Annotated in this window: 13 protein-coding genes, 1 tRNA gene and 1 pseudogene; 7 read left to right on the top strand and 8 right to left on the bottom strand. The window is 56.9% G+C overall.

Annotation, left to right across the window (positions count from 1 at the left end; all coding sequences use genetic code 11):
• The first annotated feature begins 124 nt into the window (after positions 1-124).
• Both V2154_RS07000 and zinT read left to right on the top strand, forming a co-directional pair.
• Positions 125-466 carry a phage holin family protein gene (locus V2154_RS07000; RefSeq protein ID WP_353501619.1) on the top strand — a complete coding sequence of 114 codons (342 nt, stop codon included), beginning with the start codon at positions 125-127 and terminating at the stop codon, positions 464-466.
• Between the two features lie 125 nt (positions 467-591).
• Positions 592-1227: a metal-binding protein ZinT gene (zinT, locus tag V2154_RS07005; RefSeq protein ID WP_353501620.1), complete on the top strand. Its 636-nt coding sequence runs from the start codon at positions 592-594 to the stop codon at positions 1225-1227.
• A gap of 90 nt (positions 1228-1317) precedes the next feature.
• Here the strand turns inward: zinT and V2154_RS07010 are convergent.
• The 6 genes from V2154_RS07010 to V2154_RS07035 form a co-directional block, all read right to left on the bottom strand.
• Positions 1318-1393, bottom strand: a tRNA-Asn gene (locus V2154_RS07010).
• A gap of 132 nt (positions 1394-1525) precedes the next feature.
• A complete protein-coding gene (locus V2154_RS07015) occupies positions 1526-2299 on the bottom strand; it encodes a FadR/GntR family transcriptional regulator (protein WP_353501621.1) in 774 nt (257 codons plus the stop codon).
• Between the two features lie 16 nt (positions 2300-2315).
• Positions 2316-3101: an ATP-binding cassette domain-containing protein gene (locus V2154_RS07020; protein WP_353501622.1), complete on the bottom strand. Its 786-nt coding sequence runs from the start codon at positions 3099-3101 to the stop codon at positions 2316-2318.
• Entirely contained in the window at positions 3098-4894 is a 1797-nt protein-coding gene (locus tag V2154_RS07025; protein ID WP_353501623.1) for a dipeptide/oligopeptide/nickel ABC transporter permease/ATP-binding protein, read from the bottom strand. The genes V2154_RS07020 and V2154_RS07025 overlap by 4 nt, the downstream gene beginning before the upstream one ends.
• Positions 4891-5838: an ABC transporter permease gene (locus V2154_RS07030; RefSeq protein ID WP_353501624.1), complete on the bottom strand. Its 948-nt coding sequence runs from the start codon at positions 5836-5838 to the stop codon at positions 4891-4893. Before V2154_RS07030 ends, V2154_RS07025 begins: the two co-directional genes overlap by 4 nt.
• 15 nt (positions 5839-5853) lie before the next feature.
• Positions 5854-7428, bottom strand: a complete 1575-nt coding sequence (locus V2154_RS07035; protein ID WP_353501625.1) for an ABC transporter substrate-binding protein — start codon at positions 7426-7428, stop codon at positions 5854-5856.
• Between the two features lie 161 nt (positions 7429-7589).
• Between V2154_RS07035 and V2154_RS07040 the strand changes: the two genes are divergently transcribed.
• Positions 7590-8240 (top strand): DUF1028 domain-containing protein, encoded by a 651-nt coding sequence (locus V2154_RS07040; protein WP_353501626.1) that lies wholly within the window; start codon positions 7590-7592, stop codon positions 8238-8240.
• A gap of 221 nt (positions 8241-8461) precedes the next feature.
• Positions 8462-8914, top strand: a pseudogene (locus tag V2154_RS07045) (LysR family transcriptional regulator); the annotation flags it as partial.
• 246 nt (positions 8915-9160) lie between these two features.
• On the opposite strand, the gene lsrK reads toward V2154_RS07045, so the two are convergent.
• Together lsrK and lsrR are read right to left on the bottom strand one after the other, a co-directional pair.
• Positions 9161-10750 (bottom strand): autoinducer-2 kinase, encoded by a 1590-nt coding sequence (lsrK, locus tag V2154_RS07050; protein ID WP_353501627.1) that lies wholly within the window; start codon positions 10748-10750, stop codon positions 9161-9163.
• 67 nt (positions 10751-10817) lie between these two features.
• Entirely contained in the window at positions 10818-11792 is a 975-nt protein-coding gene (gene lsrR / locus V2154_RS07055) for a transcriptional regulator LsrR (RefSeq protein ID WP_353501628.1), read from the bottom strand.
• Between the two features lie 233 nt (positions 11793-12025).
• Here lsrR and lsrA point away from each other — a divergent pair, with 233 nt between their 5' ends.
• From lsrA to lsrD, 3 genes are read left to right on the top strand one after another with little or no spacing between them, the layout of a single operon-like run.
• Positions 12026-13576, top strand: a complete 1551-nt coding sequence (gene lsrA, locus V2154_RS07060; protein WP_353501629.1) for an autoinducer 2 ABC transporter ATP-binding protein LsrA — start codon at positions 12026-12028, stop codon at positions 13574-13576.
• A complete protein-coding gene (gene lsrC, locus V2154_RS07065; RefSeq protein WP_353501630.1) occupies positions 13570-14634 on the top strand; it encodes an autoinducer 2 ABC transporter permease LsrC in 1065 nt (354 codons plus the stop codon). The genes lsrA and lsrC overlap by 7 nt, the downstream gene beginning before the upstream one ends.
• Positions 14634-15656 carry an autoinducer 2 ABC transporter permease LsrD gene (lsrD, locus tag V2154_RS07070; RefSeq protein WP_437341994.1) on the top strand — a complete coding sequence of 341 codons (1023 nt, stop codon included), beginning with the start codon at positions 14634-14636 and terminating at the stop codon, positions 15654-15656. The genes lsrC and lsrD overlap by 1 nt, the downstream gene beginning before the upstream one ends.
• Positions 15657-15666: the final 10 nt, after the last annotated feature.

Genomic DNA, 15666 nt, shown 5'->3' on the forward strand with positions numbered 1-15666 from the left:
TATCTCTTTTAAATAACGTATCCCATACATAGACGCGGTAAAAATGACAGGTTTAATATCTTCACCTTTTGTGAAATATTTTATCTCTTTATTCGTATGGCGGCGTGCCAAAGGAAAAATAACTATGGAAGCAATCCACGGCATCTATACTATTTTCCATTTTCTCTGGATCCATCCTTTGGCTTTTTTCTCCGGGCTATCAACATTTGCTATATCTTGTTGGTCCGGAGGAATTGAAGGTCTATCACCAGGGAGAATCTTTGTTAATTCCATCATCTGCGTATTATGCACATTGGCCTTTTTGGCTGCCTTCAATCAGGAAGGGCATCATCAAGTTTTTTTACCCCTGATAGGGATTGTGGTGGGTTTTGTTGGGGCAGAGAGAATGCGGAATGCGGTTCTCAATACTTGGCTGCTGCACCGACGACGTTATTGGCCCCGTGATAGAAAAAACCGGGATGAGTAATCGTTATACCCATCTAGGGAAACCCGCCGTGGGGTTTACTGAGTCGTGCGCTTGAAGCTCGTTGAAAAAATTCAGGATATGTTATAACGTAACAACAATTTGATAAGGACTATCAGGAGAACGTTATGACAAAAAGCATACCTTTTACTTTATTCACTCTGGGGATTTTACTGTCCAGTTCACAGGCCTTGGCACATGGCGCACCCATGTCGGAAAAAGATCGCAAAGCTAGCGAGGGTGTATTTGAGAACGCGGATGTTAAAGATCGTGCCCTCACCGATTGGGATGGCGTATGGCAGTCGATTAACCCATATCTCTTGAACGGCGACCTTGACCCGGTTTTGCAGAAAAAGGCCAAAGAGAATAAAAGTAAAAGCGTGGAGGAGTATCGCGAGTATTACAAGAAGGGCTATGCCACTGATATCGATATGATTGGCATTGAAAAAAACGTCATTGAATTTCACCAGAATAGCCAGGTGAGATCATGTTACTACCATTATGACGGTTTCAAAATCCTCACCTATTCGTCCGGCAAGAAAGGGGTGCGTTACTTGTTCGAATGCCGCGACAAGCAATCCACCGCGCCAAAATATGTGCAGTTTAGCGACCATATTATTGGGCCGAAAAAATCTTCTCACTACCATTTATATATGGGCAATGACTCTCAAGAAGCCTTGCTGAAGGAGATGGACCACTGGCCAACTTACTATGAATACTCTTTAAGCAAAGAGCAGCTCGTCCACGAGATGCTTGAGCATTAATCGATTGGCTGTGGAGAATCTCCACAGCCAATAAGCTATCGCACAAAGCAAAACGCCCGCTTAAGTTTCCTTAAGCGGGCGTCTCTAATATGGCTCCTCTGACTGGACTTGAACCAGTGACATACGGATTAACAGTCCGCCGTTCTACCGACTGAACTACAGAGGAATCGTTGGAACGGGGCGAATAATAGCGATTGCCCGCAGGCATGTCAAAGGGACATCTGCATATTTATGTCCGTTTGCTCGCTGTTTAGCCAAGTAGCTGAGAATTGAGCCGAAAAGCGGCGTTTGCGGCGCATTATTGCGGCCCATCTCGCAAAAACCTCTCTTCGAGCGTCGCCTCAAGACCGAGCATCGCGTCTTCGGCATGCTGCATATGTTCGGTCATGACCTGAGTGACTACGTCGGCATCTTTGCGGCGCATGGCTTCAATCAGGCGATATTGATAGTTAATACCGACGCTGCGATCCACCGGTTCTGGCCGCAGGTAGATGTCTTTACAGACCGCCAAATCTTTGAGCAACCGTTGCAGGAAGTGGCAGATAAAGGCCAGTAGCACGTTGTCAGAATAGCTGGCGACCACGCCGTGGAAGTCCAGTTCGGCCATTCGCTGCTCCCAGCGTTCTGCTTCATCTGCCGGTTCGTGGTCATAAACCGTAATCAGCTGGTGCAGTTGCTCGAAGCCCTTGGCATCAATATTGTCGATGGCACTGACCGCTACCAGAGGCTCTAACGCCTTGCGCAGCGCATAGATATTGCCGATGGAAAGCTGGCGGGTAAAAAGATAATTGGAGAGCAAACTCATGGCGCGGGTTTCGGTCATGGATTCAATAAATGCGCCGCCGCCGGGGCCGGTTTTAGTGCGGATCAGACCCTGCACTTCCAGCGATTTCAAGGCTTCGCGCACGGTGCCTTTCCCTGCTGCGTAGCGGGTTATTAGGTCTTTCTCCTGTGGCAGTCGGTCTCCCGGCAGAAGATTATCGCTAATAATGCTCTCTTTTATGGCATCGACAATTTCATCGGTGCGTTTGCGGCGCGTCGGTTCGCTCTGAGTTGGCCTGTCTGTACTCATAAAATCCTTCATCCCTTCAAACCCGTGGCGCGCTGGCGAGTAGCCGCTGCGTATAATCATGCTGGGGTGCGTTGAACAGCCTATCGCTTGGCGCACATTCTACCAAATCTCCGTGATACAGCACGGCCACCCGATCGGCAAGCGACTCCACCACTGCCAAATCATGGCTAATAAACAGATAGGAAAGCCCAAACTCGCGCTTTAACTGGTCTAACAGTAACAACACCTGCGCCTGCACCGATACGTCGAGCGCGCTGACCGGCTCGTCGAGCACTAAGATACGCGCTTCGGCTGCCAGTGCGCGAGCAATCGCCAGCCGCTGCGCCTGCCCGCCGGAAAACTCATGGGGATACCCGGACAGCGCGTCGGCGGGCATCTGCACGGCATCCATCAGTTCCAGCATCCGCGAACGACGGCGCGCGGCGGGGTAGTTGCACAAATATCGCAGAGGCACGTCCAGCGTATCGGCGATGGTTTTGCGCGGATTGAGTGAAGCCACCGGGTCCTGAAACACATACTGAATCATTTGGCCGAAGGCTTTGTCGCCGCGCTTGGCGTGTGCCGACATCTCTTCACCCATTAGCTTGATGCTGCCGGACGTCGGGCGTTCAAGGCCCACCAACATTCGTGCCAAAGTACTTTTGCCTGAGCCGCTCTCGCCAACAATCGCCAGCGTTTCCCCTGCGTCTAGGTGCAGGGAGACCCCCTTGAGCGCCTCTACTTGATGTTTGTGGCCGGAAAACCAGCCGGACGCGCTGCCGAAGGTTTTCACCAGCCCGGTGGTTTCAATCACCTTGTTCATGGAGCCTCCTTCAGTGAAGCGTCTTGGCGATAAAGCTCGCCGACTTGTTTAAGGAAAGCACGTCCCTGACCGAGCTTTGGCACGCTGGCAATAAGGCGCCGGGTGTAGTCATGTTGAGGTTGGCGAAGCACGGACCCTGTTTCGCCAGTTTCAACGATTTCACCGTGGCGCATAACCGCCACGCGGTCGCAAATCTGCGCAATAACGCCAAAATCATGAGTGATAAACAGTAGGGTCAGCCCGCGTTCGTGACGCAGCTTTTGCAGTAATTCAAGAATGCGGGCTTGCACCGTGACATCCAGCGCAGTGGTGGGTTCGTCAGCGATAATGACCTCGGGGTCATTGGCCAGCGCCATGGCAATCCCCACTCGCTGGCGCTGGCCGCCTGAAAGCTGATGCGGGAAGGCGTCAAAGCGAGATGCTGCTTGATCAATGCCGACGCTTGCCAGCAGAGCCAGTGCCCGCTGTTTGGCGGCTGAAGCTGCTAGCGGCTGATGGGCCTGAATAGCTTCAATGATCTGAGCGCCGATAGTGAACTGCGGGTGCAAGGTGGTCAGCGGATCCTGAAATATATAAGCTACTCGCGCGCCACGCCGCTGCTGCAACTGGCTTTGAGGAAGAGATAACATCTCTTCGCCACTCACGTAAATCGCGCCGCCGGTTATCTCGCCGGGCGGGGAGGACACCAGCCCCATGATGGACAGCGCGGTGACGCTTTTCCCCGAGCCACTTTCGCCTATCAGCCCTAAACACTCACCCTGCGCAACGTAGAAACTAATGCCTTTCACTGCCGCCGAAACATGGGCGCCGGAGCGGAAATTCACCTGCAAATCGACCACTTCCAGCAGGGCTTTATCACTGTGCCGCGCCGCCGGTACCTGAGGGCGTTTTACGCAAGTCACTGCCTGAGCGCGCTGCAGCACGCCGGACTTGAGGCGCGGATCTAGCAGGTCACGCACGCCATCGCCGAGCAGATTAAAGCTCATCACCAGCAGGAAAATCATTAAGCCAGGCACCACCGAGACGTGCGGCGCGCTGAACATCTGTGCGCGGCCCTGTCCAAGCATTGAGCCTAAATCGGCATTGGGGGGTTGCGTCCCGAGGCCGAGGAACGACAGTCCGGCAGTTTCCAAAATCATCCAGCCGACGGTAGTCGACATGGTTACCACTACCACCGGCATGACGTTTGGCAGCACTTCAGTCAGCAAGATTTGCAGGTGATTTTTACCCGACAGTCGCGCCGCCTGAATAAAGTCGCGCTGGCGCAGGCCGACGGTTAAGCCACGAATATTACGGGCAAAGAAGGGAATGTTGACCACCGCGATAGCGTAAAGCGCATTCAGCAGGCCGGGGCCGAGCACCGCGACAATCACCAACGCCAGCAATATGTAGGGAAAGGCCATCAGCATGTCTATCAGCCGCATCAGCAAGCTGTCGGTTTTTCCCCCGGCATAACCGGCGATCAGCCCAATCAGCGTGCCAAAAAATGCTGCCAAAAGCGTGGCGCAAATGCCCACAGCCAACGACACGCGCGTGCCCCACAGCAGGCGTGAAAGCACGTCACGGCCCAAGGGGTCAGTGCCGAGCCAGTGTCCTTGTGAGAAGGGCGGCAGTAGGCGATTGAGTAAGTCGGTCGCGTCAGGATCTGGCAGAGGCAACAGCGGAGCCGCTAGCGCTGCCGCAACAGCCAGCACTAACAGGATTAGGCCCAGCGTGGCCAGTCTGTTGGCCAGCAACAGTGCCCAGAGTGATTGGCGATGGCGCGGCGCGGTGGTCGTTGTCGTCGAGTTCATGATTTTAACCTCGGGTCGAGAAGCGCCTGAAGAATGTCAGCACAGAGATTGATCAGCACGTAGGCCGCTGCTGCAATGAGCACGCCGCCCTGAACCAGAAGCAAATCGCGAGTCGCCACGGCTTTCACCATCATCGCCCCCAGCCCCGGCCACTGAAAAACGGTCTCGATATACACTGCGCCACCTAGCACAAAGCCTGCCTGAATGCCGATCACCGGAATAACCGACACCAGCGCCATACGAAACGCGTGCTTATAGATCACTTTTCGCTCGGAAAGACCTTTGGCACGGGCGGTTCGAATGAAGTCTTGTCGCAGCACTTCCAGCATGGCGGTGCGCGTCAGGCGGGCAATCACGCCGGTAGCGACAATCGCCAGCGTAATGGCGGGCAGGGTAAGGTGATGCAGCAAGTCCAGCGCACCACCACCACCCCAAATGGCGTACATGCCTGAAGCAGGAAACCACTGGAGCTGCACGGCAAACAGCATGATCATCAGCAGGCCAATCCAGAAAGAGGGCATTGAAATGCCCAGCAGCACTAGCAGGGTTATCAGGCGATCCCCCCAGCCGAACTGACGCACTGCGGAGAAAATCCCTGCCAGCAAGCCCAGAACTGTGCTTATCAGTAACGCGCAACCGCCCAGCAGCAGCGTGGCACCAAATCGCTCCAGCACTTCATCAATCACCGGCCTATTAAGCACGTAAGAGCGCCCAAAGTCGCCGTGCAAGATATTCCCGGCCCAGATGAAATACTGCTGATAGAGCGGCTTATTCAGCCCCAACTCCTGATTAATGCGCGCGACGTTTTCTGGCGTCGCCCACGCGCCCAGCAGCGCCTGCGCCGGGTTGCCGGGGATCATCGCCATAATCAGAAAGACAATCAGCGACAGCCCGATAAACACCGGAATGGTCGCCAGCAGCCTTTTCAGTACGTAACCCATCATCGTGGTTCTCCCCGTTTACTGTTTGGTTACCCGATTGAGCAACAGATTGAAATTCGGTTGCAGCGCAAAGTGCTGAATGCGCGTTGACGTCACGGCGTTTTGTTTCCAGTTAGCGACGAAAATCCACGGCGCGTCGTCATGAACCTTCTGCTGTACCTGACGATAGAGTGCACCGCGTGTGGCGGTGTCCGTGGTCAGCCGCGCCTTTTGCAGCAGCGCGTCAACCTGCGGGTTACTGTAATACCCGGAGTTAAATCCTCCCGCTTTCGGCCACGCGTCGGTGCGCAGCGTGAGGAATGGCAGAGTGTCCGGGTCATTGGTCATCCACGCCATTTCCGCCATATGGGTTTGGTTATTCAGCCCGGCGTTGACCTTCGACAGATAGGTATTCCACTCATAGGTTTGAATCGCTACATTCAGGCCGACGGCTTTCAGATCGGCCTGAATAGCGGTCGCCATCGGGATAGGGTCGAGCATGCCGGAGCCACCCTCTGTCACGTAGAAGGTCAGCGTCGCCCCTTCGGCTCCTGCGGCTTTGAGCAACTCACGCGCTTTGGCCGGGTCATAAGGGTAGGGTGAAACCTCTTTGTTAGCCGCCCAGCCAAAAGCACGGGGGATTGGACCATCAGCCACCTCGGCGGAACCTTGCAAAATATTGTCTGCCAGAGACTGTTTGTTCACCGCGTAATTCACCGCCTGCCGCACGCGTACATCATTGAAGGGTGGCACCTGCGTATTGAGCATCACGTACCAGACGTGCGGGCCGGTGGTCTGATACATACGGAAGCGATCGTGCTTTTTCTCAAACAGCTTTACCGTGTCTGGCGGCACTTCCACCATGGCATCGATGCCGCCAGACAGCATCTCGGCCACCCGTGTATTACCGTCGGTTATCGGCCTGAATACGACGTTCTGTACCGCAGGTTTGCCGTCCCAATAATGCTCATTGGCATTGACCACCACCCGCTGATTGGCCTGCCACTCAGCAAAGCGAAATGCGCCAGTGCCCACCGGGTGGCGGCCAAACTCCTTGCCATATTTCTTCACGGCGGTTGGCGAGACAATCAGGCCGGTCGGCGTCGCCAGATTAGAGAGGAAAGGGGCGAAAGGCTCTTTTAGGGTGAACACCAGCGTATTGGCGTCCGGCGTCTCAATGCTTTTTATCGATGAAAAGAAGAAGGAAAGCGGAAAGGGCCCGGTGTTATGCCACGGATTTTTGTCATCCAGCATACGGTCAAAGGTGAATTTTGCCGCTTCGGCGTTGAACGGCGTGCCATCCTGAAACGTCACGTTTTCCCGCAGATGAAAGCGATAGGTCAGACCGTCCGGGCTGATTTCCCAACCTGTGGCGAGGGCTGGCTCGATATCCAGCTTGCCTTCGCCATTGCGTACCAGTCCGTCGTAGATATTGACCAAAATACGTGAATCGTTTGCCGCGGTGGCGATTTGCGGGTCGAGGGATTGCGGCTCGGCAACTTGGCCGATCAACAAGGCATCGGCTGGCGTTTTCGCCATGGTGGGAGCGCACCACGATAGCGCGCCGAAGCAGAGACAGAGCGGGAGAAACCTTCTTCGCAGAGTGTGCAGCATACCGACCTCGTGGCGAGTTGTGTGTCGTGTGACTCCTTTCAAAAGAGTCTGTTTATTATTTGTGCTTATTTTATTTATGCGTATAAATAGAATTAAATGCAATAATTTATACTCATAAATTTAACGAGGCTGTCATAACACGACAAAAACAGGGGGCGGTTTTGACCTTTTCAATCGTAGCGCGGGATGAACAAACGGGAGCACTGGGCGTTGCCAGCGCTACGGCGGGCCCGGCGGTGGGCGCGCTGGTGACCCACGGGCGCTCGCAAGTTGGCGCTATTGCTACCCAAGCCATGACCAATCCACTGTACGGTGAGCGCGGACTGGCATTGCTCCGACAAGGCGCAGACGCCGCCTTGACCTTAAAAAACTTGCTGGCCGAAGACTTCAACCGGCAGATGCGTCAGGTGCTGATTATTGATAATCAGGGCAAGATGGCGCATTGGAGCGGCGGAGAGTGCGGCCCGTGGGCCGGCAGTTTGGCGGGGGATTCGTGCGTGGTCGGCGGTAACTTGCTCACCGGCGCCAGCACGCTGTCCGACATGCTGGAAAGTTATGACCAAAACGGCGATTTACCCTTTGCTGATCGCCTTCTCAGCGCCATGTTCGCCGGTGCGCAGGCCGGTGGCGACAAGCGCGGGCTGAAGTCAGCGGCGCTAAAAATTTGGCACGACCGCGAATATCCCAGCGTTGACCTGCGTGTTGATTGGTCTGATCTCCCCCTTGCCGAATTGGCCGAAATCCTCCAGCAAACCCGCGAGCCTTCCTACGCCGACTTCTTCGCCTCTCTGCCTAAAGGCCATGTAGGCTAACGCGTCATAAGATTGCATTATGTTGGTGCAATAGGGTGTGAATGGTGCGCGTGTGGGGAGTAATTACTTATGCGATGATGGGGAAATTAAATATTAATTACAATGAGTTATATATATTTTTGTAATGATTGAGTTTTTGGCCCAGTTATTGCTCTCTTGATGTAGCTACTATGTTTGGCACCCCCTCAGGGGAACCTTTTCTGGCAACGTGGAGAACAGTGATGAACCTCAGACGCTTAAAGTACTTCGTGAAAATCGTCGATATCGGCAGCCTGACTCAGGCGGCAGAGGTTTTGCATATCGCCCAACCTGCGTTGAGCCAGCAACTGGCGACGCTGGAAGGGGAGTTGCATCAGCAATTATTAATTCGCACTAAGCGTGGTGTAACCCCAACCGAGGCCGGAAATATTCTTTACATGCACGCCCAGACGATTTTACGTCAGTGCGAGCAGGCGCATAGCGCCGTGAACTGTGCCGGTCAGGCACTCAGCGGGCAAGTGTCCGTCGGTTTGGCCCTCGGCAGCGCGGCACCCAACATGGCCGCCCAGTTGTTACAGGCCGTTCGCGAGCAGCACCCGCGCATTCTGTTGTATATCAACGAAAACTTTAACTCGACCCTCACCGAACTTGTCACCGAAGGTCGCATGGACATGGCAGTGATCGCCGAATCCCGCCCAGCCAAAGCCTTCTCCGTCGTCAGCGGCGCATCAGCCCGCCAGTCGCACCAGCTAAAAGTTTCCACCACCCAACCTTTGTCACCTCCGGCGCAGGCGGTTTATAAGATATTGCAAGAGCTGATGGCAGGGGAGAGCAGCCGTGTGGCAGAGCCTTTACTGGCCGTTGGGTAAGAGTCCGGTTTTGCGGTTTAAGGTCAAGATTGTGGGCGTCGACCCACACCGACCAACTGGCCTACCATCCCCTCACAACCCGGGTGCTTTCCACATCGACGTGGTCAACTGCCTATCTACTAGGCCCAACTGGTCGGCGTAAACGGCCTGCCAGTTGCTCTTCTGCAATAAATAAATCTCATGATTTACCGCGTCGGGCTGATACTCCCTTTCCCAACGCACCAGCGATTCCCCGGTTTCCGCGAGGGTGGAGTAGACGCCCGCCGCGACGCCGGCGGCAATGGCGCAGCCCAGGGCGGTGGCTTCCTTCACGACCGGCACTTTTACCGGAATGCCGGTGACATCGCTGAGGATCTGGCACCACAACTTGCCCTTCGAGCCGCCACCGGCGAACACTAATGATTTAGCGCGAACGCCGGAAAACTCGGCAATCAGGTCCAGATTGCAGGCGGAGACGATGGCGGCATTCTCTTCCAGCGCGCGGAATAGCGTTTGCTTATTGCAGCGTTCGGGGTCAATCGACAAGTTGATGAAAGAGGGGGCGGCGTGATACCAGGTTTTAAAATGCATCGCGTCGGAGAAAATCGGTGTCACGCCCCATGAGCCGACCGGCACGCGGGCAGCCATGTCTTCTAATAATGAATAAGTGTCGACTCCCAAACGCTGGGAGAGCAGCTTCTCTTCGGAGCAAAATGCGTCGCGGAACCAGCGCATCGTCAGGCCGGTGAAGAAGCTGATTGACTCGGCTTGCGCCATGCCGGGGATCACGTGCGGGTTGATGCGAATGTTCATTTCCGGGTCGGTGACGGGTTTTGGCAGATTAACCACTTGCTGCCAGAAGGTGCCGCCCAGCACCGCCGTCTGCCCGGCGCGCACCACGCCCAGCCCCAGCGTGCCGAGTTGCACATCGCCGCCGCCCATGCCCACCGGCGTACCGGCCTGCAGGCCGCTGGCTTCTGCCGCCTTGGCGGTGACTGAGCCAAGTCGGGTGCCGGTTTCCGCAACGGGAGAAAGCATATCGGCACGCAGCCCGGCCATGTCGAGCAATTCAGGGCGCCAGTTGCGCGTGGCAAGGTCTAACATGCCCGTTGTGCCCGCGTTGGACGGGTCAACCGCCAGCTCGCCGCTCAGCATATAGGCCAGCCAGTCGCTGATCATGGTCACGGTGGCCGCCTGACGGTAAATGTCCGGGCGATGGTGAGCCAGCCATAGCAGGCGCGGCATGGCGCTTAGCGCCAGCGTCTGGCCGGAGCACTCATAGACTTCACGCTCGAATTCATCATCATGGATCTCTTTAAGCTCGGAGACTTCGCGGCTGGCGCGGGCGTCAACGTTGGCGCAGGCCCAAATTGGCTCACCGGCTTTATTATAGAGAACGATACCTTCGCGCATTGAGCAGGCGGCGACGGCGCGAATGCTCGAGGCGGGGATCTGTGCCTCATGCAGCGCCTGACGGATGCACTGGCAGGCCAACTGCCAGTTTTTACTCAGGTCGAACTCCATTGAGCCGGGTACGTCCGGCACCGCGAGGTGGATCCACTCGGCCTGTCCCGCGGCTATCTGCTCACCTTCGAGATTGAAAATAACCGCGCGAATGCTGCCCGTACCGGCATCCAGTGCCATCAAATAAGCATCGTGTTTTGTCGCAGATGATGTGCTCATAGTCGCTCTCTCATAACGGTTTTTGTCCATACCCGTTACCGCCGCCGCGCAGAGCACACCCTGCGCGTTAGTCGAGCAGCGCCAGCATCGCCTGCGCCGTACTCTCTTCGGTAACCAGTGCGTTAATTCGTTTGCCTTTTAGCGCCGCGACAATCGCCTCGGCTTTTTCTACCCCGCCAGCAACGCCCAGCACGGTGGGGATATTGGCTAACTCATCCGGCGAAACGGCAATCAGCTCGTCGTGAATCGCCATGTTCTCCGCCAGCTCGCCGTTGCGCTGCATGAAGTAGCCGAGAATGTCGCCGACCGCCCCCTTGCGGCCAAAAATCAGCTGTTCCCCTTCGCTGATATAGCCCGAGCGCAGAATAGTGGCGTCGTGCTTCTGGTTCAGCGAGCCGATGCCGACGATGGCGATGTCCGCCGCGCAGGCCGCCAGCATTACGTCATGCACGTTACGCTCCTGGCGGAAAATCGCCGCCACGCTGGCCGACGAGGCCCGCAACGGCGCGGGAATAATGCTTACGCCGCAGGCCGCGTCGAGCTGGCCGATGCCGGTCATATAAGGGCCGACGCCGCCGGACAGCGTCACCATGCGAATCTGCTGCGAACTAATAAAGCCACTCAGGTGCTGCAAAGTGCTCATCGCGGTTTCGCCAAACCCCACTGCCAGCAGCTGATCGGGCTTAAGTAGCGTCATCAACATGTGCGCGGCACCCACGCCTAGACGGCTGCTCAACACCCCTTCAGATAGCTGCGGCAACACGCGGACGTGCTGCAGATCAAAGCGATTTAGCAAGGTGTTTTCCAGCGCCAGACAACCCTCAAAGCGCGAGTTAATCTGCACGCGAATAACGCCCGACTGACGGCCTTTCTCCAGCAAACGCGAGACTTTCAGGCGCGTCAGCCCCAGCCGGTCACCGATCTCATTTTGGGTCAGGCCGTCGTGGTAATAGAACCACGCGGTACGTGCCAACAGCTCTTCTTCGCCCATGCCGTATTCCATTGGGATAGTCAGGTCGGACTGCGTTGCTTTGTCATTCATAGTGAACACTTATCAAAATGTAGATCAATTGTTCGTTAACAAAATGTTGTTAACTGTGATGTGTATGGCAAATCGTGAATGATTGCTGTTCGAATCATAACGCAGAGTATATGGATTGAACAAACTGTGATCGCGGCTGAAGTTTTATCCGTCACCTGAGACTAGGCTTTTGAACAATATTAAATGACAAATACATTTGTTCATTGAATGTGTTTTCACTCAGAGGCCCTTTCATGCAGACAGACTCCCTCGACGCGTTATTACAGGTTTCCGGTGTCAGCAAAGGTTTTTCCGGCGTGGCGGTACTGAAAAATATCGACTTCACCCTGCACGGCGGTGAGATCCACGCGCTGCTGGGAGGCAACGGCGCGGGGAAGTCCACTTTGATGAAAATCATCGCCGGGGTCGAGGTGGCAGACAGCGGCACGCTGTGGCTGAACGGCAAAATACAAACCGGCATGACGCCCGCCAAGGCCCACCAGGCGGGGATCTATCTGGTGCCGCAGGAGCCGATGCTGTTCCCGAGTCTGACGGTAAAAGAGAACATTTTATTTCGTCTGCCCGCCCATCAGGCTCGCGGCGATAAGCTGAAACAGCGCCTTGACCAGCTGGGCTGCACCTTGCCTCTTGGCGCACTGGCCGGAACGCTGGAAGTGGCCGACCAGCAGCTGGTGGAGATCCTGCGCGGGCTGATGCGCGACGCGCGGCTGCTGATCCTCGATGAACCCACCGCCTCGCTGACGCCTGCTGAATCCGCCCGGCTCTTTACTCAGGTGAAAAAGCTCACGGCGCAGGGCGTCGGGGTGGTGTTTATCTCCCACAAGCTGCCGGAAATTCGCCAAATTGCCGACCGCGTGAGCGTGATGCGCGACGGCAAAATTGCGCTCAGCGGCGCCCTGAGCGAACTCGACAACGAGCAGCTGATTCAGGCTATCACCCCGCAGGCCGCACAAACCGCGCTGCCCGCCGAACAGAAGCTGTGGCTGGATCTCCCCGGTTCGCGCCGCAACGCTGCGGCAGGCCAGCCGGTGCTAAAGGTGGAAAACCTCACTGGCGAAGGCTTCATTGATATCTCTTTAACGGTGAATGCCGGAGAAATTGTCGGGCTGGCGGGCGTGGTCGGGGCCGGACGCACCGAGCTGGCTGAAACGCTGTATGGCCTGCGCGCGGCGCGGGGCGGGCAGGTGCGGCTGGCGGGGCGCGACATCACTTCGCTCAATACTCTGGCCCGGCTGGAACAGGGGCTGGTATACCTGCCCGAAGACCGTCAGGCCTCCGGCTTATACCTTGACGCGCCGCTGTCATGGAACACCACCTCGCTGACCTTTAACCGCACCGGCTGGTGGCTCAACCCCAAACGCGAGGCCGCCGTGCTCGAACGCTACCACCGCGCGCTGGGCATTAAATATTCCCACGGCGAGCAGCACGCCCGCACGCTCTCCGGCGGCAACCAGCAAAAGCTGCTGATCGCCAAATGCCTGGAAGCCGCCCCGGCGCTGCTGATTGTCGATGAGCCAACCCGTGGCGTGGACGTTTCCGCCCGCGCTGACATCTACCAACTGCTGCAAAGCGTGGTGAAACAGAATGTGGCCGTGCTGCTGATCTCTTCCGATTTAGACGAGATAGAAGGGCTGGCGGACCGGGTTTTTGTCATGCATCAGGGGGAGATGAGCGGCGAGCTGCGCGGCGGCGACATTAACGTCAACGGCATCATGCATATCGCCTTCGGCAATGCTCACCAACCCGCACCCGCCAAGGCTTTAGATGGAGAAGCGTCATGCTGAAACTGATTCAGAATAACCGTGAGCTCACCGCGCTATTGGCGATTGTCGCGCTGTTCGGCCTGCTGGGCGCGATGGACAGCCAGTCGTTTAGCTTTCAGACGCTGGGGATGATTTTCGGCAGCGCGCAGATCCTCATGCTGCTGGCGATGGGCGCCACGCTGGTGATGCTGACCCGCAATATTGACGTGTCGGTCGGCTCGATAACCGGCCTGTGCGCGGTGACGCTGGGCATCTTGCTTAACAGCGGCGTCGCCTTGCCGCTGGCCTGTCTGGCGACGCTGGCGGTGGGGATTGCGGCGGGCTTGTTCAACGGCGTCCTGGTGGCGTGGCTGCGCATTCCGGCGATTGTCGCCACCCTCGGCACGCTGGGTTTGTATCGCGGATTAATGTTGCTGCTGACCGGCGGTAAGTGGATTGAGGGGCTACCCGCTGACCTGAAATCGCTCTCTGCGCCTCTGGTGCTGGGCGTTTCACCTCTCGGCCTGCTGGTCATAGTGCTGCTGTTAGCCATGTTCTGGATGTTGTCGCGCACGGCGTTTGGCCGCAGCTTCTACGCCGTTGGGGACAATCTACAGGGCGCGCGCCAGCTCGGCGTGCCGGTGAATCGCATGCGCATTCTGGCTTTCGGCATTAATGGCGCGATGGCGGCGCTGGCCGGGATTGTCTTCGCTTCGCAAATTGGTTTTGTGCCGAATCAAACCGGCAGCGGGCTGGAAATGAAAGCCATCGCTGCCTGCGTGCTGGGGGGGATTAGCCTGCTTGGCGGCACTGGCAGCATCGTTGGTGCGGTGCTGGGAGCCTACTTCCTGACGCAAATCGACAGCGTGCTGGTGCTATTGCGCCTGCCCGCGTGGTGGAACGACTTTATCGCGGGCGTGGTGCTGCTGGCGGTGCTGGTGTTTGACGGGCGTTTGCGTCAGGCCCTCGACAAAAACCTGCGCCGCCAGAAGTACGCTCGCTTCCAACCCAAAGTGACGGTAGTCGAAAGAGCCAAAACCAAACCGTCGGAGCCGCGCACATCCCGACGCATGAACGCCAATAAAAGCGGGGTGCTGTGATGAACAACCTGAAGCGTTACGGCTGGGAAGGGGCGCTGCTGGCCCTGCTGGTGATGGAGATCTTACTGTTTGGCTTTGCTAACCCGCGCATGCTGGACATTAACACGCTGCTGTTTAGCACCAGCGACTTCATCACCATTGGCATCGTCGCGCTGCCGCTGACCATGGTGATTGTCAGCGGCGGCATTGATATCTCTTTCGGCTCGACCATCGGCCTTTGCGCCATCGCGCTCGGCGTGCTGTGTCAGGCGGGCGTGCCTTTGCCACTGGCGATTGGCCTGACGCTGGCTCTCGGCGCGGCCTGCGGCCTGCTCAACGCCGCGCTCATCCTTTATACCGGGGTCAATCCGCTGGTGATCACCCTTGGCACCTTATACCTGTTTGGCGGCAGCGCGCTGCTGCTTTCCGGGCTGGCGGGGGCTACCGGTTTCGAAGGCATCGGCGACTTCCCGGCGGCTTTTACCGATTTCGCTAACCAAGTGGTGCTGGGCTTGCCGATGCCGCTGCTGATTTTCCTTCTGGCAACGCTGTTCTTCTGGGCATTGATGCACCGCACCCGCACCGGCCGCAATGTGTTTCTGATTGGGCAAAACGCCCGCGTGGCGCGCTACGGAGCACTGCCGGTCAGCCGCACGCTGTTTGCGCTGTATGGCATGACCGGGCTGGCCTCGGCGGTTGCAGCGATAGTCATGACCTCCTACTTCGGCTCTGCGCGCTCGGACCTCGGCGTCTCCTTGCTCATGCCTGCCATCACCGCAGTGGTGCTGGGCGGGGCGAATATTTACGGCGGTTCCGGCTCGGTGTTAGGCACCGCGCTGGCGACCTTGCTGATTGGTTATTTGCAACAAGGGCTGCAAATGGTCGGTATCTCCAGCCAAGTTTCCAGCGCACTCTCCGGCGCGCTGCTGATTCTGGTGGTGATTGGCCGTTCAGCCAGCCTCAACCGTGGCCTCCTTCGCAGTGTTTTCCAGCGCTATTACCGCCGCTGGTCTGCGCCTTCTGCTTCTCTGACCTCGAAATAATGTGGAGTGA

The sequence above is a fragment of the Ewingella sp. CoE-038-23 genome, assembly GCF_040419245.1.
Classification (GTDB): domain Bacteria; phylum Pseudomonadota; class Gammaproteobacteria; order Enterobacterales; family Enterobacteriaceae; genus Ewingella; species Ewingella allii.